Genomic DNA, 19,277 nt, shown 5'->3' with positions numbered 1-19,277 from the left:
AGGCTAATTCATGAGCGACAAGGCTGTCATCACCTGCGCGCTGAACGGCGTGCTGACCGACCCGAAGCAGCATCACGTGCCGGTCACGCCGGAACAAATGGCGCGCGAAGCCAGGGCCGCGTTCGACGCCGGTGCCAGCGTGATGCATATCCATTTGCGCCAGCAGGCGCCGGGCAAGGGACATCTGCCGTCCTGGGAAGTCGCCGTGTCGCGCGAGATCCAGCAGGCGATCCGCGAGGCCTGCCCCGGCGTCATCATCAACCACACCACGGGAACCTCCGGGCCGAATTATCAAGGCGCGCTCGATTGCGTGCGCGAGACCAAACCCGAGATGGCGGCCTGCAATGCAGGCTCGCTGAATTATCTGAAGGTGAAGGCCGACAACACCTGGGCCTGGCCGCCGATGATGTTCGATAACGCGGTCGAGAAGGTGCAGGATTATCTCGACGTCATGAAGGTCGCCAACACGATTCCCGAGTTCGAATGCTTCGACGTCGGCATCGTGCGCTGTGTCGGCATGTACCGGCAGACCGGAATGTATGCCGGACCGCTGGAATACAACTTTGTGATGGGCGTGGCGTCAGGCATGCCGGCCGATCCGGAATTGCTGCCGATCCTGCTGAAGCTGAAATTGCCGGACGCGAACTGGCAGGTCACTGCGATCGGGCGCGCCGAAATCTGGCCGCTGCACCAGCGCTGCGCCGATCTCGGCGGTCATTTGCGCACCGGGCTGGAAGATACCTTCTATCTCGGCGACGGCACCAAGGTGACGTCGAACGGCCAATTGATCGAAGGCATCGCGACCTGCGCGCGCAACGCCGGCCGCGAGATCGCGAGCCCGGTGGAAGCACGGCAGATCTTCGGGATTGGGCGTTAGGCTCGGCCACGGCCAGCCGTCATTGCGAGCGAAGCGAAGCAATCCATCTCGCCACGCAAAGAAAGAATGGATTGCTTCGTCGCATCCGCCTTCGCCCGAAGGCGGGCTTCGGCGGACAAGAGTGCTCCTCGCAATGACGAAATGAGGGAGTGAACCGCATGACCAGTCTCGCAGCCACCGGCGGCGTGCCGGGACCCGGCCGTATCGGCCGGGTGGCGATCGGCGACCTCTTGAAGAAGGCGGCGGCGCGGTTTCCGGACCGGGTCGCCGTGACCGACGGTAATCGGCGCGTGACGTTTACCGAGCTCGAGCGCGACGCCAACCGGTTTGCCAATTACCTGGTCGCGCGCGGCCTGAAGCCCGGCGAGAAGATTTCGACCATCTGCAACAATTCGGTCGAATTCGTCAAAGCGCTGTTCGGCATTCATCGCGCCGGTCTGGTCTGGGTGCCCATCAACACCATGCTCGGCCCCGCCGACATGGACTACATCCTCGATCATGCCGAGGTGCGTTTCGCGCTGATCGATGACAATCTGCATGCCCAGCCGGATCGCCGCGCGGCGCTGCAAAAACGCGGCATCGACCTGATCGCGGTCGATCTCACCGGCAAGGCGGCTGCGGCCGGACTTGAAGAATTCAACGATCTGATCAAGGGCCGGTCCGAGATCGAGCCCGACATCGATTTCGACGACCGCGATCTCGCGATGATCATCTATACCTCGGGCACCACCTCGCGCCCGAAGGGCGCGATGCATTGCCACCTCGCCGTTGTCATGGCGGTCATGAGCAATTGCATCGAGATGCATCTCGACCGCAATGATGGCATCACCGGGCAATTTCCGCTGTTCCACTGCGCCGGCCATGTGCTGTTGCTGAGTTATCTCTCGGTTGGCGGCCGCATGGCGCTGATGCGCGGTTTTGATCCCGTGGTCTGCATGGAAGCCATCGTGCGCGACAAGCTCACCGTGTTCGTCGGGCTGTCGCTGATGTACCAGGCGATCCTCGATCACCCGCGCCGCCGGGAGTACGACCTCTCCGGCCTGAAGGCCTGCATTTACACCATGGCGCCGATGAGCCGCCCGCTGCTGGAACGCGCGATGGCGGATATGTGCCCGAACTTCGTGCTGTCGAGCGGCCAGACCGAGATGTATCCGGCCACCACGATGTCGCAGCCGGCCCGGCAGCTGGAGCGTTTCGGCAATTACTGGGGCGAGTCGCTGATTGTCAACGAGACCGCGATCATGGATGACGACGGCAACCTGCTACCACGCGGCCAGGCCGGCGAGCTGGTGCATCGCGGCCCCAACGTCATGATGGGCTATTACAAGGATCCGAAGGCGACCGAAGAGGCTAGAAAATTCGGCTGGCACCACACCGGCGATCTCGCGCTGATCGACGAGCACGGCGAGGTGCTGTTCCTTGACCGCAAGAAGGATATGATCAAGTCCGGCGGCGAGAATGTTGCCTCCGTCAAGATCGAGGAGACGCTGCTGGCGCATCCGGCGGTGCAGAACGCCGCCGTGGTCGGTCTGCCGCACCCGCAATGGGGCGAGGCGGTGTCGGCCTTCGTCAAGCTGAAGCCCGGCGCGGTCGCTGACGAGGCCGAAATATCCGAGCATTGCAGAAAACATCTCGGCGGCTTCCAGGTGCCGAAATTCGTCAGGATCGTCGATGAAATGCCGATGACGGCGACCGGCAAGCTGCGCAAGGTCGAGCTGCGGCAGGCCTATGCCGAGCATTTTGCAAAGAAGAGTGCATGACCTTGATGAATCGTCATTCCGAGGCGCGAGTGCAACGAGCGAGCCCGGAATCCATAACCACGATCGTGAGTATGGATTCCGGGCCTGCGCCCCTGGTCGGCAATTACCGACCGACAGCGCATCCCGGAATGACGGGCAGGAGAATTCATGGCCATCATTGAATCCACCATCGCGCCGAACAGCGCCGCCTTCCAGGCCAACCGCGACGGCATGCTGGCGCTGATTGCGCGCATGCGCGGGCTGGAGGAGCGGGCGCGCGCCGCGTCGGCCGCCGCCAAGGACCGCTTTCACAAGCGCGGGCAATTGCTGCCGCGCGAGCGGGTGGCGCTGGTGCTGGATCCCGGCACGCCGTTCATCGAGCTATCGACCCTGGCCGGCTACATGTTCGACGTGCCCGACGCCGGCAAGAGCGTTCCCGGCGGCGGGTTGATCGCCGGCATCGGTTTTGTGGCCGGCATCCGCTGCATGGTCTCGGCCAATGATTCCGGCATCGACGCCGGCGCGCTGCAGCCTTACGGCCTCGACAAGACGCTGCGGGTGCAGGAAATGGCGCTGGAGAACAAGCTGCCCTACGTGCAGCTGGTCGAAAGCGCCGGCGCCAATCTGCTGCGCTACCGCGTCGAGGATTTCATCCGCGGCGGCAACATTTTTCGAAATTTGGCGCGCTTGTCCGCTGCTGGCCTTCCGGTGGTGACGGTGACGCACGGCTCGTCCACCGCGGGCGGCGCTTACCAGACCGGGCTATCCGACTACATCGTGATGGTGCGCGGCCGTACCCGCGCTTTTCTGGCCGGGCCGCCGCTCTTGAAGGCCGCGACCGGGGAAATCGCCACCGAAGAGGAACTCGGCGGCGCCGAGATGCACACCAGCATTTCCGGCCTCGGCGATTATCTCGCCGAGGACGACCGCGACGCCCTGCGGATCGCGCGTGACATCATGGGCAATCTGCAATGGGACCGGCCGGAAGCGGACAAGGCTTCGCACCGCCCGCCGCGCCATGATCCCGAGGAACTGCTCGGCATCATGCCGATGGATCACAAGCGGCCGGTCGACATGCGCCAGGCCATCGCGCGCTTCATCGACGATTCCGATTTCACCGAATTCGGCGCCAATTATGGCCCGGCCACGGTGTGCGGCCACGCCCGCATCGAAGGCCAGGCGATCGGCATCATCACCAACAACGGCCCGCTTGACGTTCCCGGCGCCAACAAGGCGACGCATTTCATCCAGGCCTGCTGCCAGTCGCGCACGCCTCTGCTCTATCTCAACAACACCACCGGCTACATGGTCGGCAAGGCCTATGAAGAAGCAGGGATGATCAAGCACGGCTCGAAGATGATCCAGGCCGTCACCAGCGCCACTGTGCCGCAGATCACGATCTATTGCGGCGCCTCGTTCGGCGCCGGCAATTACGGCATGTGCGGCCGCGGCTTCCATCCGCGCTTCTGCTTCTCCTGGCCCAATGCCAGGACCGCCGTGATGGGCGGCGAGCAGGCCGCCGAAACCATGGCCATCGTTACCGAGGCCGCCGCCGCCAGACGCGGCAAGCCGATCGAGAAGGAAAAGATCGACGCCATGAAGGCGCAGATCACCGGCGTGTTTGATGGCCAGATGGACGTGTTCTCGACCAGCGCCCGCGTGCTCGACGACGGCGTGATCGACCCGCGCGACACCCGCAGTGTGCTGGCGGAGGTGCTGGCGATCTGCCGCGAGGCCGAGGCGCGCAAGCCGCAAGCCATGCAGTTCTCGGTCGCGCGGCCATGAAGGTGCAGATGAAGCCGACCCCGTTCTCGAAAATCCTGATCGCCAATCGCGGTGAGATCGCATTGCGAATCATGCGCACCGCGCGTCGCCTCGGCTACGGCGTGGTCGCGGTCTATTCCGACGCCGACCGCGATGCCTTGCATGTGCGTGAGGCGGATGAGGCGATCCGGATCGGCGAGGCACTGCCCTCGCAATCCTACCTGAAGATCGAGGCCATCATCGCCGCGGCGAAAGCCAGTGGCGCCGATGCGATGCATCCCGGCTACGGCTTTCTCGCCGAGAACGAGGATTTTGCGCAGGCGTGCCGCGATGTCGGCCTGGTGTTCATCGGGCCGTCGCCCGAATCCATCAAGGCGATGGGCAACAAGGCCGGCGCCAAGGAAATCATGCTGGCGGCCGGCGTGCCCTGCGTGCCCGGCTATCAGGGCGCCGACCAGGGCGATGCCGTCATGCTGGCCGAGGCCGGCAGAACAGGCTTTCCCGTGATGATCAAGGCGGTCGCCGGCGGCGGCGGGCGCGGCATGCGGCTGGTCGCGGACGCGGCGGCGTTTCCGGATGCGTTGCGCAGCGCGCGCTCGGAAGCGCAGGGCGCGTTCGGCGACCCGACTGTGATCCTGGAGCGCGCCATCGCCGATCCCCGCCATATCGAAATCCAGGTGTTCGGCGACCGCCATGGCAACGCCATTCATCTCGGCGAGCGCGATTGCTCGGTGCAACGCCGGCACCAGAAACTGATCGAGGAGGCGCCGTCGCCGGCGGTGTCGCCGGAGTTGCGGGCGCGGATGGGCGCGGTCGCGGTCGCCGCCGTCAAGTCGATCGGCTACGAGGGCGCCGGCACGCTCGAGTTTCTGCTCGATCATAGCGGCGAGTTCTATTTCATGGAGATGAATACGCGACTGCAGGTCGAGCATCCCGTCACCGAGGCGGTCACCGGGCTCGATCTGGTCGAACTGCAGCTGCGTGTCGCGAGCGGCGAGCCGCTCGGGCTGAAGCAGGAGGATGTCAAGTTCTCGGGGCATGCCATCGAGGTGCGGCTGTGCTCGGAAGACGCCGGCCAGGACTTCATGCCGCAGTCCGGCCGGATGGCGCTGTGGCAGATGCCCGGCGAGATCCGCGTCGAGCACGCGCTGCAATCGGGCGTCGAGATTCCGCCGTTCTACGATTCGATGATCGCCAAGCTGATCAGCCATGGCGAAAGCCGCGACGCGGCGCGGCGCCAGCTCATTCACGGCCTCGAACAGACCGCGGCGTTCGGCGTCACCACCAATCAGGCCTTCCTCGCCGCCTGCCTGGCGCATCCGGTATTCGCTGCGGGCGAGGCGACTACGGCGTTCATCGGTCAGCATCGTGACGAGCTGCTGGCGCCGCGCGCCGACGCTGCATCCGAGGCGGCGCTGGCGGCGGTGCTGCTCTATGTCACCGATCCCTTTGCGCCGCCGTGGCGCAGCGGTCGGACGCTGGCGTCGACCTTTCCGGTGCCGGCCCGCGTCGAACTCGATCATGGCATCCATGAGCTCGAAGTCGGCCGCGAACGCGATGGCGGCTATCTCGCCACTCTTGAAAACACGGCGTACCGGATCGAAATCCGTGCGCTCGACGGCGACAGCATTCGTTTCAGCAGCAATGGCCTGATGGAATCCGCCAGATTCCTGCGCGACGGCGACCGGCTGTTCGTCCTGCACCGCGGCATAACGATTGCGGTCCGCGACCTGACCCGGGCAGCGCCTGCCACGGCAGCGTCAAACGGCGGCGACGGCAAGGTCCGCGCCGCCATGAACGGCCGCGTCGTCGCGGTGCTGGTCAAGCCGGGCGAGAAGGTCGAGGCGGGTCAACCCGTCATGACGCTGGAAGCGATGAAGATGGAGCATGTGCATACGGCAGGGATCGCGGGCACCGTGGCGGCGATTGATGTCGTCGAGGGCGAGCAGGTGACGACGGGGAAGATCGTGGTGGAGATCGAGGCGGATGCGGCGTAGCTGGCTCTCTTACCCTCCCCGGGTGGGGGTGGGTCGACGCGACTGAAAGGAGCGGCGGGGTGGGGTGACAGTCTCTCGTTTCGAACCGTGTCCGAGTTGAGAGATCACCCCACCCCGTCTCGTATTTCGCTGTGCTCAATACGAGCCGATCCTCCCCCTCCAGGGGAGGGTAAGTGGGCGTCCCGCGAATTATTCGATCGTCACCCGTCCCGTCCCCTCATTGAGCCAGCACGCCACCTGATGCTTGGTCCCTGCCTCGGCCAGCACCGGCGTATCCACCTTGCAGCGGTCCATCACATAGCGGCAGCGGGTGTGAAACGCGCAGCCCGAGGGCGGGTTGATCGGGCTCGGCACGTCGCCGTCGATCATCGGCTTCAGCGATTTCTTCTTCGGATCCGCCACCGGCACCGAGGCCAGCAAGGCTTGCGTATAGGGATGCCTCGGGTTGGCGAACAGTTCGGCCTTCTCCGCGATCTCGACGATGCGGCCGAGATACATCACGGCGACGCGGTGGCTGATATGGGCGACGACGGCGAGGTCGTGGGCGATGAACAGATAGGAAAAGCCGTGCCTGCGCTGCAGGTCGATCAGGAGGTTGATGACCTGGGCCTGGATCGAGACGTCGAGCGCCGAGACCGGCTCGTCGCACACGATCAGATCGGGCCCGAGCGACAGCGCGCGGGCGATGCAGATGCGCTGGCGCTGGCCGCCGGAGAACTGATGCGGATAGTTCTGCATCTGGTCTGACCGCAAGCCCACCTGATCGAACAGCTCCGCGACCCGCTCGCGCTTTTTTTCTCCCTTGGCCAGGCCATGGACGCTGAGCGGTTCGCCGACGATATCGCCCGCCGTCATGCGCGGATTGAGCGAGGCGAACGGGTCCTGGAAGATGATCTGCATCGAGCGCCGGTGCTCGCGCAGATCGGCCTTGCCGAGATGGGTGATATCGAGGCCATTGAGCTGGATGCTGCCGCTGGTCGGCTCGACCAGCCGCAGGATGGCGCGCGCCACCGTCGATTTGCCGCAGCCGGATTCCCCGACCATGCCCAGCGTTTCGCCGACGCCGACCGTGAAGCTGACGCCATCGACGGCATGCACCGTGCCGACGCGGCGGCGCAGCACGCCGCCGCGCACCGCATAATGTTTGACGAGGTCGGTGACCTTGAGCAGCGGGGTTGTCTCGGTCATGGCGCCGCCGCCGTTTCCGCGGCGCGCCAGCACGCCGCCAGGTGATTATCGCCCCAGTCCTGCAACGGCGGATACTCCGCGCGGCAGCGCTCGATCGCCAGAGAGCAGCGCGGCGCGAAGGCACAGCCCGGCGGCAGATTGGTCAGTGACGGCACCATGCCGGGAATTTCCACCAGCCGCGCATCGGAGTTGGAGCCGAACGTCGCCACCGCCGGCATCGATGCCATCAGGCCGCGGGTGTAGGGATGCCGGGGATTTTCGAACAGCGCCTCGACGCTGGCCTCCTCGACCTTCTTGCCGGCATACATCACGATGACGCGTTGCGCGGTTTGCGCGACCACGCCGAGGTCGTGCGTGATCAGGATCAGCCCGGTGCCGAGCTCCTTCTGCAGTTCGACGATCAGCGCCAGGATCTGGGCCTGAATGGTGACGTCGAGCGCCGTCGTCGGCTCGTCCGCGATCAGCAGCGCCGGCCGGCACGCCAGCGCCATCGCGATCATGGCGCGCTGGCGCATGCCGCCGGAAAGCTGATGCGGATATTCGCGCGCCCGCTGCTCGGGCTCGGGAATCCGGACCAGGCGCAGCATGTCGACGGCCTTGGTCCAGGCCTCCCTGGCGGTCATCTTGCGATGCAGGCGAACCGCTTCGGTGATCTGGTCGCCGATCCGCATCACGGGGTTGAGCGAGGTCATCGGCTCCTGAAAAATCATCGAGATGCGATTTCCCCGGATCGCGCGCATCTCGGCCTCGTCGAGGCCGAGCAGCTCGGTGCCTTCGAGCGTTACGGAGCCGCCGACGATCCGGCCCGGCGGATCCGGCACCAGCCGCATGATCGACAGCGCGGTGACGCTCTTGCCGCAACCGGACTCGCCGACGATCGCCAGCGTCTCGCCGCGGCGAACGCTGAACGAGACGTCGTCGACCGCCTTGAACAGCCCCGAATTGGTGAAGAACACCGTTTGCAGGTTCTTCACGTCGAGAACCATATCGTCCGCCACAACCTCGTTCATCAGCCGCGCTGCCTCGGATCGAGGATGTCACGCAGCGCGTCGCCGAACAGGTTGGTGCCGAACACCGCGAGGCTGATGGCGACGCCGGGGAAGATCACCAGCCACGGCGCGGTGCGGACATACTCCGCCGCCGATTCCGACAGCATGCGGCCCCATGACGGATAGGGCTCGGGAATGCCGAGGCCGAGGAACGACAGCGAGGCTTCGGTGAGAATGGTGGAGCCGAGCTGCGCCGTCGCCAGCACGATCAACGGCGCCAGCGTGTTGGGCAGCACATGGCGCAGCGCAATGCGGGTTTCGCTCATGCCGACCGATTTCGCGGCCTCGATGAACGGCAGCTCGCGCAGCGCCAGCGTATTGGCGCGGATCACGCGGGCGACGGTCGGGATCAGCGGGATCGCGATCGCGATGATCACGTTCGGCAGCGACGGCCCCAATGCTGCGGTCATGACCAGCGCCAGCACCAACAGCGGCAGCGCCTGCAGGATATCGGTGATGCGCTGGAACACGAGGTCGACCCAGCCGGACAGGTAGCCCGAGGCGAGGCCGACCATCACGCCGATCGACGAACCGAGCAACGTCGAACCGACGCCGACGGCGAGCGAGATGCGGGCGCCGTGGATGATGCGGCTCCAGACGTCGCGGCCGAACGAGTCGGTTCCCAGCCAGTGCTGCGCACTGGGGGGCGCCAGACGCTGCAGGGAATCGACCGAGAGCGGATCGTAACGGGCGATGAAATCGGCCAGCAACGCGGCCAGCACGAACAGGATCATGATCACGAGGCCGATCGAGCCCAGCATGTGACGCCGCGCCAGGTACGTCAGCTTGCGCCAGCCATGCGTCGAATGGGCGCCGGCGCGTCGCAGTTCGCTATCGTAGTTGATGACGGCCAAGCCTTGGCTCCTAATCCGTATAGCGGATGCGTGGATCGATCGCGGCGTAGAGCATGTCGACCGTGAAGTTGGTGACCACGACCACCAGGGCGATCAGCATCACCAGGTTCTGCACGATCGGATAGTCGCGCCACCGGATCGCCTCGACCAGGAAGCGGGCGACACCGGGAATATTGAACACGGTCTCGGTGACGATCAGGCCGCCGATCAGGAATGCCGCCTCGATGCCGATCACGGTGATGACGGGCAGCACGGCGTTCTTCAGCGCATGGTGATAGTTGACGGATGACTCGGACGCGCCCTTGGCGCGGGCGGTACGGATATAATCCTGCCGCAATATTTCCAGCATCGAGGAGCGGGTGATCCGCATGGTCAGCGCGGCGCTGCGAAAGCCGACCGCCATTGCGGGGACGCAGTAGATCGCGAACGCCTCGGTCCAGGTGGCTGGGTTCGGATTGAAGATCGGCATGGTCCCGAACATCGCGACCGACGCCATCAGGATCAACAGCCCAAGCCAGAACGACGGCAGCGACAGGCCGCTCAGGCTGACGACGCGCAGGGCATAATCGAGCCGGGTGCCCTGTTTCACGGCGCTGATGACGCCGAGCGGAATGCCGATCGCGGCCGAGAACAGCAGCGCCAGCGCGGCCAGCCGCGCGGTGATCGGAATCCGCGGCAATATTTCCTGCAGGGCGGGTTTCTCGGACACATAGGAGTAGCCGAGGTCGCCATGCAGCAGACCGCCGATCCATTTCACATACTGCACGAAAATCGGCTGGTCGAGCCCGAGTTCCTTCTCCAGGTTCGCCTTGTCGGCCTGGTCGACGAATCCGGCGGCGTCGAACAGGATGTCGACGATGTTGCCGGGCACGACGCGCAGCAGCACAAAGATGATGACCGAGATCCCGAACAGGGTCACGAGCATCAACACGAGGCGCCGCACGATATAGGCAAACAACGGGCTGCTCCTGTCAGCGCGTATGGCGCAAAAGGGATGGCATCATGCGACCGGAGTACGCTCAAATAGTAGAGGCTGGCGGGCTACCCCTGCCGCGACCTGCGGCAGGAGAGGCTACTTGTCCATCCACACATCCTCGTAACGATAGCCGTTGTAGGAGCTGTTCACCATGATGGTGATGCCCTTCACATAGGGCTGCCAGCACGAGCCCATGCGGCCGTGATAGATGATCGGGCGGGCGACGTCTTCCTGCAGCTTCTTGTCGATCTCCCAGACCAGCTTCTTGCGCTTGGCGACGTCGGTCTCGGCGGACTGCTCGTCGAACATCTTCTCGATGTCCTTGTTGCAGTAGTTGGTGTAGTTCCGCTCCGAGCCGCAGGAATAGTTTTCGAAGAACGACTGGTCGGGATCGTCGACCGCATTGCCGGTCAAATTGAGGCCGAGCGCGTAGTCCTTGCGCGCCACTTTTGAGAACCAGTTGGCGGTTTCCACCACGTCGAGTTCGCCGTCGATATGGATGCTCTTCAGCTGATCGATCAGGATGATGGCGGGGTCGCGGTAGATCGGAATGTTACGGGTGGCGACCTTGACGGCGAGGTGCTTGCCCGGCCCATAGCCCGCTTTCGCCATCAGTTTGCGGGCTTCCTCCCGGTTGGCGTTGATGTCGGGGCCGTAGCCCGGAATTGTCTCCAACATCTCCTTCGGCATCGCCCATAAACCGCCGGGCGCCGGAAGCATGGTGCCGCCGATGTCCGCCTGGCCTTCGAACAGGATCGAGACGAAGGCCTTACGGTCGAGCGCCAACGCCATCGCGCGGCGAATGTCGATGTTGTCGAACGGCGGCGACGACGAGTTGACGATGATGTTGGTGGAGACGTTGACCGGCTCGACGACGCACACCGCCTTCGGCGCCTGCTTCTTGACGTCCTTGAGCAGGGGGATCGAGACTTCGGTCGGAAACGTCATGTCGAACTGGCCGGAAATAAAGCCGAGAATGGCGGTCGAGCGGTTGGTGATGATGGTGTATTCGATGCCGTCGAGGTGCGGCAGGCCCTTCTTCCAGTAGTCCGGGTTACGCGTGATCTTGATGGATTCGTTGGCCTTGAACTCGACGAACTTGAACGGACCGGTGCCGACCGGCTTGGTGCGCATGTCGCCGGGAGAGACGTGGCAGGGATAGACCGGCGTGTAGCCGGAGGCGAGCAGCGCCAGCATCGACGGCTGCGGCCGCGTGAGGTTGAAGGCGACCTCGAAGTCGCCTTTCGGCGTGACGTCGACAACCTCGCTGTACCAGGACTTGCGCGGGTTCTTGCGGAACTTCTGCTGGGATTTGCCCATCAGCATGTCGAAGGTGCACTTGACGTCGGCTGACGTGAACGGCTTGCCGTCGTGCCATTTGACGCCCTGTCGCAGCTTGAAGCTGAGCGTTTTCCTGTCGCCGCTCCAGGCCCAACTCTCCGCGAGGTCCGGGACGATCGACTCCATGGAGTTTTGCGGCACGTCCTGCTTGTAGATGACGAGGTTGTTGAAGATCGGCATGAAGGGGATGTTGACCGAATAGGTCGCCTCCTCATGGATCGAGGCGCTGGCCGGACTGTCGCGGTGATAGACCTTCAGAATGCCGCCATTCTTGGGTTCGGCAGCCAACGCAGCGACGTTGGAAGCCGCCAACAAAGACAACGCCACGGCCGCAAGCGCGCGTACGCTCCGCATGTTCCCCTCCCTCGATGTTTCAGCCTCATCGGGCCGATTGTCGAGGAGGTTAGCCATGACGGCGCGCTCGCGCAACCCGTAAGGCCGGCGCCGGCCTCGATCCTTCGGATTAATGCAATTCCGTGCGACGGCTAATCGGCGACGCAGCCGTTGGTGCAGCGCGCAATGGTCTGCGCCGGCCGGAACCGCTCAAACCTCCAGCTTGTCACCGCCCTTGAGGTCGAGAATTTCACGGGCCTCGTCCGGCGTCGCCACCTGGAGGCCGAGGCCTTCGATGATCTTGCGGGCGAGCGTGACCTGTTCGGCATTCGACGCCGCCATCCGGCCGGGAGCCGCCCACAGCGAGTCCTCGAGGCCGACGCGGATATTGCCGCCCATGGCGGCGGCCATTGCCGCGATCGGCAGCTGGTTGCGCCCGGCGCCCAGCACCGACCACACCATCTTGTCGCCGAACAGCCGGTCGGCGGTGCGCTTCATGTGCAGCACATCCTCCGGATGCGCGCCGGTGCCGCCCTGCAGGCCGAACACCGTCTGCACGAACAAGGGCGGCTTCACCATGCCCTGCTCGAGGAAGTAGTTGAGGTTGTAGAGATGCGCGGTGTCGTAGCATTCGAATTCGAAGCGGGTGCCGGTCTCCGACAGGGTTTTCAACACGTATTCGATGTCCTGAAACGTGTTGCGGAACACGATGTCCTTGTTCTGCAGATGCTTCAGTTCCCAGTCGTGCTCGAATTTCTTGAAGCGGTTGAGCATGCCGAAGAAGGCAAAATTCATCGAACCCATGTTGAGGGACGCCACTTCCGGCTTGTAGACTGCGGCAGGGCGAACGCGCTCGTCCACCGTCATGGTCGGCGCGCCGCCGGTGGTGAGGTTGATCACGCAGTTGGAGCGCTGCTTGATGATCTTCAGGAACAGCGCGAAGGCTTCAGGGCTCTGGTCGGGCTGGCCGGTCTTCGGATTGCGCGCGTGCAGATGCACGATGGCCGCACCGGCTTCGGCGGCATCGACCGCGGCGTCGGCGATTTCCTGCGGCGTCACGGGCAGCGCCTTCGACATCGAGGGGGTGTGGATCGCGCCGGTCACGGCACAGGTGATGATGACTTTGCGGCTCATGGGATGCTCACTTTCTTGAAGGTCGGTCGCCAGTTCAGGATTTGTCGTTTTGCAGGGCTTTGTGCGCGGCCAATGCCGCCAGGCGCTCGTTGCGCCGCTGCGTCAATTCGGCGATGCGTTCCGGCGTCGGCTGATGCGGCCAGGCCGCGATCACCCGATCCACGTTCGGGCTTTGGTAGACTTCGGGTCCGGCGGCAGCGGCAGCCAATTCCTTGTAGAAGCCGGTGTAGCGCGCGCAGTAATCGGGAATGCCGCCGGGCGCGTTGAGCTCGATGGTCTCGAACGGTCCGAGAAACGACCAGCGCAGGCCGAGGCCATCCTTCACGGTGTGGTCGAGATCCTCGGCCGAGATATAGCCTTCGCCGACCAGGCGAAACGCTTCGGCGAGCAGCGCGCCCTGCAACCGGTTCAAGACAAAGCCGTTGATCTCGCGGTTGATCGTCACCGGCACCTGTCCGATCTCGCGGTAGATATTTCGGGCGCGATCGATCGCGTCGGGCGAGGTCCACGGCGCGCCGCACAGTTCGACCAGCGGCACCAGATGCGGCGGGTTGACGGGATGGCCGACCAGGCAGCGCGCCCGGCCGGGCAGCGTTTCGGTGAAGCGCGAGGCCGTGATGGCCGAAGTCGAGGACACCAGCAGCGCGTTCGGCGGGGTGAGCTTGTCTAGCTGGGCGAAGATGGTCTTCTTGTCCTCGACGATCTCCGGCCCGTTCTCCTGGACGAATTCGACGTCGAGCAGGGCTTCCTGCAGGCTGGCCGCGATCGAGACCCGCGCCACCGCGCCGTCCGGATCGCTGCAAAGGCCATGGCGTGCCAGCGCGTGCAATTCGTCACGGATCAGCCGGGGGGCCGCCTTCAGGGTCGGAATATGCGGATCGGTGAGCCGCACGTTCCAGCCCGCGCGCGCGAAGATCGTGGCCCAAGCGCGCCCGATCAGGCCGGAGCCGACAATGGCGACGTTGCGTTCAGTACTGGTCATTTTCGCTTCTCACAAACCTTGGTCTCATAGCCAAAGCACCTTGCGGCGCAGATCGAGATCGTCGCGCAGCGCCTTCGACGGCCCCTGGTGGATCACCCGGCCGCGCTCCAGCGCCACCGTCGTATCCGACAGAGCCAGCGCCAAATCGAGATGGTGATCGACGATGATGATGGCGATTTCCTTGCGCAGCCGGTCGAACGTCTCGAACAATTGCTCCACCACGGTGGGCGCGAGGCCCTCGAACGGTTCGTCGAGCAGCAATACTCGCACATCGCCCGACAGCGCGCGAGCCACCGCCACCATCTGCTGCTCGCCGCCGGAGAGATAATCCGCCGGGCTGTCGAGTCGCTCCTTGATGCGCGGGAAGTATTCGTAGATCCGCTCCCGGGTCCAGTGCACGCCGTTGCCGGTCTGGCGCTTCAGGCCGCCAAGCTCGAGATTCTGCTCGACGCTCATGCCGGCGAACAGGCCGCGGCCCTGCGGCACATAGCCGATGCCGAGCCGGGCATTCTGGGCGGACGAATTACCGATCAGCTCGCTGTCCGCCAGTCTGATCGATCCATTCGCCGCCGGTGCGATTCCGATCAGGGTCTTCAGCAGCGTCGATTTGCCGGCGCCGTTGCGGCCGAGCAGCGCGATGATCTCGTTCTCGTGCAGCGTGAAATTGACGTCGTTGAGGATGTGGCTCTTGCCGTAAAAGGTATCGACCTGGCTCGCCGTCAGCAGTGCACTGACGCGGGCGGCGGTCTCGCGCGGCTTTGCGGCGACTTCAGTGGCGCCGGAGCCGATATAGACGGCCTGCACTTCGGGGCTGGCGCGCGCTTCCTCGACGGTGCCGTCGAGCAGCACCCGGCCTTCATTCATCACGGTGATATGGTCGGCGAGCTGGAATACCCGGTCGATGTCGTGTTCGACCAGCAGCACCGGCAGGTCCGATGAGATGCGCTTGATGATGGCGCCGATGCGTTCGCGTTCGGCGGCGGCAAGGCCGGCGAGCGGCTCGTCGAGCAGCAGCACGCGGGGCGCGGTGGCGAGTGCGACGCCCATGTCGAGTAGGCGCTGGCCGCCATAGGACAGCATGCCGGCTTCGGCCTTCTCGATGCCGGCAAGGCCGAGATAGCGGATGGTGGCGTCGGTCTCTTCGTTGATCGCCTCGATCGACAGCGCATTGGTGATGGGGTCGAAGCGCTGTGGATGCCGCGCCTGCACGGCGAGGCGGATGTTTTCGCCGACGCTGAGCGCCGGAAACAGATTTGTAATCTGGAATGAACGGCCGATGCCGGCGCGCGCGATCTCCTCCGGCGTATGGCCTGCGATCGGCTGGCCCAGCAGCGAGACCGAGCCTTCATCGGGCGGAAACATGCCGGACAGCAGGTTGAACGCGGTGGTCTTGCCGGCGCCGTTGGGTCCGATCAGCGCATGCAGCGTGCGGTCTTCAATCGAGATATCGATGCCTTGCACGGCTTTGATGCCGCCAAAGCTCTTGACGATGTGGCGGGCTGACAGCACCGCCCCGTCGGTGTGAGATTTCGGCCGCAGGAATTCCGGCAGCGGCAACGCTTCGATGCGGCGCGCCGACATCGCGGCATCCTCGGTGGTCTTCTTGCGGAACGGCGCGATCAGCCGTTCGCCGACGCCGACCAGACCTGTCGGCGAAAACACGATGAAGCCGACGAACACCAGGCCGAACCAGAACAGCCAGTTCTCGGTATAGATGCCGAGGAATTCGCGGAACAGGATGAAGAACAGCGCGCCGAGCGCCGGCCCCAGGAAACTGCGCATGCCGCCGATCACCACCATCGCCAGCAATTCGCCTGAAAATGCCACCGAGATCGGATCGGCCGAGGTCATGCGGTTCTGGAACAGCAAGAGTATGCCGGCAAGCCCGGTGATCCCGGCGGACAGCACGAAAGCGGCCAGCTTGTAGCGGTTGGTGGGATAGCCGAGGAAACGCGCGCGCTGTTCGTTCTCGCGGATCGCCACCAGCACGGTGCCGACGGTCGAATTGTGGAAGCGCCACAGCAGGATCAGAACCAGGAAGGCGATGGCGGCGACGAACCAGTAGTAATTGGTGGAGGATTCCAGATTGACGCCGAACAGACTGGGACGGGTGATGCCGCCGAGGCCGTTCTCGCCGCCGGTGACGTCGGTCCAGCGGAACGCCACGGCATACAGCATCGCCGCCAGCGCCAGGGTCAGCAGCGAGAAATACACGCCGCGCCGGCGCAGGATCAGGAATCCGAAGGTGAGCGCGACGGCCATCACGATCAGGACGCCGCCGATGGTGGGGCCGAAAAACGAGTCCGGCATCAAATTGCGCTGGATCAGCGCCGCCGCATAGGCGGCGAGACCGAACCAGGCGCCATGGCCGAACGAGACCAGGCCGGTGTGCCCGACCAGGATGTTCAGCGCCATGCAGGCCAGCGCGAAGGTGACGACCTCGGAGGCCGAGGTCATGGTGAGGCCGAGCGCCAGCAGCAGCGGCGGCAGCACCAACAGCCCGAGGGCGGCGATGACAAGCGGAATGGGCAGGCGGTTCATCATGTCAGCGTCTCACTCGAACCGCGTGATGCGTTCGCCGAACAGGCCGCGTGGCCGGAACAGCAGCACCAGAAGCATCAGAAGATAGATTGCCGCGGTGGAAGCCGCGGAATAGCCGATTCCGACCATGACGCCCTTGACGAGGCCGACCAGCAAGGCGGCGGCCACCACGCCCCAGAATGATCCGAGGCCGCCGATCACCACCACGACGAAGGCCGGCGTGATGATTTCCTGGCCCATCGCCGGATGGATCGAATAGATCGGCGCCAGCAGCACGCCGGCAAGGCCCGCAAGGCCGATGCCGAGCGCCGCGACCGCGGACATATAGGGCTGCAGGGAAATGCCGAGCGCGCCGACCATGTCGGGGTTTTGCACACCGGCGCGCACCACGCGGCCGAACGAGGTCTTCTGCAGCAGCAGCCAGAGCGCGGCGATGCAGGTTATGGCGATGCCGAGCAGCACCACGCGATAGAACGAATAGATGAAGCTGCCGATCGCGACCTGTCCGCGCAGCCATGTCGGTATCGAATAGGACAAGGGCGGCGCGCCGAAGATCATCCGCAGCGCCTGCTCCGCCACCATGGCTAGACCGAACGTCATCAGCAGCGAGAGGATCGGATCGGAGCGATAGAAGCGGCGGAACAGCGTGCGCTCGATCACCACGCCCATCAGCGCCACCACTACCGGTGCCGCCACGAACGAGCCGCCGAAGCCGAGATAAGGCGACAGCACCAGCGTCAGGTAGGCGCCGATCGCGTAGAAAGCGCCATGCGCGAGGTTGACGATGCCGCCGAGCGAGAAGATCAGCGACAGGCCGAGCGCGATCAGCAGGTAGTAGACACCGTCGAGCAGGCCGTTGAGGATTTGCTGGGCGAGCAACATGGTGGACATGGATGGGGTCTCATTATCGGAGGCGGCGCCCTTCGAGCGGCGGCGTTCTTCTTCACCCTCCCCTGGAGGGGGAGGGTCGGCTCGCATCGCAGATGCGAGACGGGGTGGGGTGGCGGTCTCTCAACCCGGGCACTGTTCGAGAAGAGAGACTTTCACCCCACCCCGCCGCTCATTTCATTCGCGTCGACCCTCCCCCTCCAGGGGAGGGTAAGAGGGCCGGCGTTCTCTTGGATCAGCTCGGGAACGTGCAGCTGTTCTCTTCCTTGGTCGCGGCGATGATCTCGAGGTCTTCGTTGGCAGCCGGCACCGCCGGGCTGGAAGCGAAGATGTCCCACTGGTTCTTGATCTTGTCGGCGGGCAACGCCGTAACCGCGTACATTTCGTGCATCAATTGATGATCCGAGGCGCGGAAATAGCCTTCCCGCGTCTTCAGCACGTCAAACTTCGCACCCTTCTCGAAGTGTTCGATGATCTTCGGCGATTCCGCCGATTTCAGGTCATTGATGGCCTTGGCCACGATTTTGGTGGCGACGTAATCGCCCCAGGCCTGGTTCTCCGGCGGCTTCTTGTATTTGTTGGTGAAGGCCGTGACGAACGCCTTGGAGCCGGGGGTATCGAGCAGATGGTGCCACACCACCGGCCAGGTGCCGACGAAATTGCCCTTGCCGGCCGCCCAGGCCAGCGCGGTGTCGAAGCCGAAGCCGCCGACCGGGAAGGTCAGGCCGAATTCCGCGTATTGCTTGAGGAAGTTGGTGATCTGGTTGCCGGCGAGATTGATCACGACCAGATCGGGCTTGGCTTCGCGGATCTTGAGCAGATAGGCGGAGAAGTCGGTGGCGTCGGTCGGCACCAGATCGTCGCCGGCGAAGTTGCCGCCATTGGCTTCCATGAAGCGCTTCGAGACCTTCAGCAGGTCATGGCCGAAGGCGTAGTCGGCCGTCAGCGAATACCACTTCTTGCCCTTGACCAGGCCGTCGCGCAGGAATGAGCGACCGACGGTTTTGACGTACATCGAGTTCTGCGACTCGACGTGGAACATGTAACGCTGGCAATCCTTGCCGCGCAGCGCGTCGGAGTTGCCGCCGGTGTTGATAAACAGGGTCTTGGTGCGCGAGGCCACCTGCGCGATGGTCAGGCACGAGGCCGAAGAGATTTCGCCGATGATGCAGGCGACCTTGTCGCGCTCGATCATGCGCTCGGCCTTGGTCGAGGCGGTCTGTGGATTGACCGAATCCTCCTTCAGAAGCTCCACCTTGCGGCCCATCATGCCGCCGGCGGCGTTGATCTCCTCCACCGCGAGATCGGCGGCCATCGCGGCGTATTCGCCGAGCGGTCCGAGAAAGCCGGTGCGCGGCGTCAGATGGCCGATCTTGATGACATCGGCGGTCTGGGCGCGCAAAATCGCCGGCGCGGAGATTCCCGACACCAGGGCAATGCCGCCGGCGGTCTTCAACAGGCTACGGCGTGTGAATTGACTATTATTGGACATCAGCCTTCATCTCCCTGGTGCGGCCGCGTGGGCTGCGGCTGTTTCTTCTTTTCGGCAGGCGCTGTGTCGCTTGCCGTGATCTGTGATCACAGTTAGACTGACAAAAGTCCGGGCCGTTGTCG

14 protein-coding genes are annotated in these 19,277 nt (G+C 64.3%); 4 read left to right on the top strand and 10 right to left on the bottom strand.

Features of this window, described 5'->3' with window-relative positions:
• Nucleotides 1-10 precede the first annotated feature (10 nt).
• From Q7T45_RS27600 to Q7T45_RS27585, 4 genes are all read left to right on the top strand, one after another.
• Nucleotides 11-877, top strand: coding sequence for a 3-keto-5-aminohexanoate cleavage protein (locus tag Q7T45_RS27600; RefSeq protein WP_304875229.1), 867 nt, complete (start codon nucleotides 11-13; stop codon nucleotides 875-877).
• A 158-nt stretch (nucleotides 878-1,035) separates the two neighbouring features.
• Nucleotides 1,036-2,637: an AMP-binding protein gene (locus Q7T45_RS27595; RefSeq protein ID WP_304875227.1), complete on the top strand. Its 1,602-nt coding sequence runs from the start codon at nucleotides 1,036-1,038 to the stop codon at nucleotides 2,635-2,637.
• Between the two features lie 147 nt (nucleotides 2,638-2,784).
• The gene (locus tag Q7T45_RS27590; RefSeq protein ID WP_304875225.1) at nucleotides 2,785-4,401 is read left to right on the top strand and encodes an acyl-CoA carboxylase subunit beta; all 1,617 of its coding nucleotides are present in this window, start codon (nucleotides 2,785-2,787) and stop codon (nucleotides 4,399-4,401) included.
• Nucleotides 4,402-4,409: 8 nt separating this feature from the next.
• Entirely contained in the window at nucleotides 4,410-6,377 is a 1,968-nt protein-coding gene (locus Q7T45_RS27585; protein WP_304875223.1) for an acetyl-CoA carboxylase biotin carboxylase subunit, read from the top strand.
• A gap of 189 nt (nucleotides 6,378-6,566) precedes the next feature.
• Here the strand turns inward: Q7T45_RS27585 and Q7T45_RS27580 are convergent, their stop codons facing one another.
• The 10 genes from Q7T45_RS27580 to Q7T45_RS27535 all read right to left on the bottom strand — a co-directional run bounded on the left by Q7T45_RS27580 (nucleotide 6,567) and on the right by Q7T45_RS27535 (nucleotide 19,155).
• Nucleotides 6,567-7,565 carry an ABC transporter ATP-binding protein gene (locus Q7T45_RS27580; protein WP_304875221.1) on the bottom strand — a complete coding sequence of 333 codons (999 nt, stop codon included), beginning with the start codon at nucleotides 7,563-7,565 and terminating at the stop codon, nucleotides 6,567-6,569.
• Entirely contained in the window at nucleotides 7,562-8,575 is a 1,014-nt protein-coding gene (locus Q7T45_RS27575; RefSeq protein WP_370691377.1) for an ABC transporter ATP-binding protein, read from the bottom strand. Before Q7T45_RS27575 ends, Q7T45_RS27580 begins: the two co-directional genes overlap by 4 nt.
• Complete coding sequence (locus tag Q7T45_RS27570; protein WP_304875220.1) at nucleotides 8,575-9,468, bottom strand: ABC transporter permease; 894 nt, start codon at nucleotides 9,466-9,468, stop codon at nucleotides 8,575-8,577. Before Q7T45_RS27570 ends, Q7T45_RS27575 begins: the two co-directional genes overlap by 1 nt.
• Nucleotides 9,469-9,478: 10 nt before the next feature.
• Complete coding sequence (locus Q7T45_RS27565; protein WP_304875219.1) at nucleotides 9,479-10,426, bottom strand: ABC transporter permease; 948 nt, start codon at nucleotides 10,424-10,426, stop codon at nucleotides 9,479-9,481.
• Nucleotides 10,427-10,540: 114 nt separating this feature from the next.
• Nucleotides 10,541-12,139, bottom strand: a complete 1,599-nt coding sequence (locus tag Q7T45_RS27560; RefSeq protein WP_304875218.1) for an ABC transporter substrate-binding protein — start codon at nucleotides 12,137-12,139, stop codon at nucleotides 10,541-10,543.
• A 189-nt stretch (nucleotides 12,140-12,328) separates the two neighbouring features.
• Complete coding sequence (locus tag Q7T45_RS27555) at nucleotides 12,329-13,252, bottom strand: 3-keto-5-aminohexanoate cleavage protein (protein WP_304875217.1); 924 nt, start codon at nucleotides 13,250-13,252, stop codon at nucleotides 12,329-12,331.
• A gap of 34 nt (nucleotides 13,253-13,286) precedes the next feature.
• A complete protein-coding gene (locus tag Q7T45_RS27550; RefSeq protein ID WP_304875216.1) occupies nucleotides 13,287-14,234 on the bottom strand; it encodes a 3-hydroxyacyl-CoA dehydrogenase in 948 nt (315 codons plus the stop codon).
• 24 nt (nucleotides 14,235-14,258) lie between these two features.
• Nucleotides 14,259-16,778, bottom strand: a complete 2,520-nt coding sequence (locus Q7T45_RS27545) for a branched-chain amino acid ABC transporter ATP-binding protein/permease (protein WP_304875214.1) — start codon at nucleotides 16,776-16,778, stop codon at nucleotides 14,259-14,261.
• A 9-nt stretch (nucleotides 16,779-16,787) separates the two neighbouring features.
• The gene (locus Q7T45_RS27540; protein ID WP_304875213.1) at nucleotides 16,788-17,666 is read right to left on the bottom strand and encodes a branched-chain amino acid ABC transporter permease; all 879 of its coding nucleotides are present in this window, start codon (nucleotides 17,664-17,666) and stop codon (nucleotides 16,788-16,790) included.
• A gap of 232 nt (nucleotides 17,667-17,898) precedes the next feature.
• On the bottom strand, nucleotides 17,899-19,155 hold the full coding sequence (locus tag Q7T45_RS27535) for an ABC transporter substrate-binding protein (RefSeq protein ID WP_304875211.1): 1,257 nt from the start codon (nucleotides 19,153-19,155) through the stop codon (nucleotides 17,899-17,901).
• Between the last annotated feature and the right edge of the window lie 122 nt (nucleotides 19,156-19,277).

The organism is Bradyrhizobium sp. (genome assembly GCF_030646015.1).
GTDB lineage: Bacteria > Pseudomonadota > Alphaproteobacteria > Rhizobiales > Xanthobacteraceae > Bradyrhizobium.
The sequence above is the reverse complement of the archived record's forward strand: the minus strand, read 5'-3'. Positions and strand labels throughout refer to the sequence as shown.

Excerpts from the sequence above, each read along its gene's own strand:
- Q7T45_RS27595 (WP_304875227.1), top strand. The coding sequence starts at position 1,036 with ATGACCAGTCTCGCAGCCACCGGCGGCGTGCCGGGACCCGGCCGTATC.
- Q7T45_RS27545 (WP_304875214.1), bottom strand. The coding sequence starts at position 16,778 with ATGATGAACCGCCTGCCCATTCCGCTTGTCATCGCCGCCCTCGGGCTG.
- Q7T45_RS27540 (WP_304875213.1), bottom strand. The coding sequence starts at position 17,666 with ATGTCCACCATGTTGCTCGCCCAGCAAATCCTCAACGGCCTGCTCGAC.
- Q7T45_RS27550 (WP_304875216.1), bottom strand. The coding sequence starts at position 14,234 with ATGACCAGTACTGAACGCAACGTCGCCATTGTCGGCTCCGGCCTGATC.
- Q7T45_RS27560 (WP_304875218.1), bottom strand. The coding sequence starts at position 12,139 with ATGCGGAGCGTACGCGCGCTTGCGGCCGTGGCGTTGTCTTTGTTGGCG.
- Q7T45_RS27600 (WP_304875229.1), top strand. The coding sequence starts at position 11 with ATGAGCGACAAGGCTGTCATCACCTGCGCGCTGAACGGCGTGCTGACC.
- Q7T45_RS27590 (WP_304875225.1), top strand. The coding sequence starts at position 2,785 with ATGGCCATCATTGAATCCACCATCGCGCCGAACAGCGCCGCCTTCCAG.
- Q7T45_RS27585 (WP_304875223.1), top strand. The coding sequence starts at position 4,410 with ATGAAGCCGACCCCGTTCTCGAAAATCCTGATCGCCAATCGCGGTGAG.
- Q7T45_RS27580 (WP_304875221.1), bottom strand. The coding sequence starts at position 7,565 with ATGACCGAGACAACCCCGCTGCTCAAGGTCACCGACCTCGTCAAACAT.
- Q7T45_RS27555 (WP_304875217.1), bottom strand. The coding sequence starts at position 13,252 with ATGAGCCGCAAAGTCATCATCACCTGTGCCGTGACCGGCGCGATCCAC.
- Q7T45_RS27535 (WP_304875211.1), bottom strand. The coding sequence starts at position 19,155 with ATGTCCAATAATAGTCAATTCACACGCCGTAGCCTGTTGAAGACCGCC.
- Q7T45_RS27575 (WP_370691377.1), bottom strand. The coding sequence starts at position 8,575 with ATGAACGAGGTTGTGGCGGACGATATGGTTCTCGACGTGAAGAACCTG.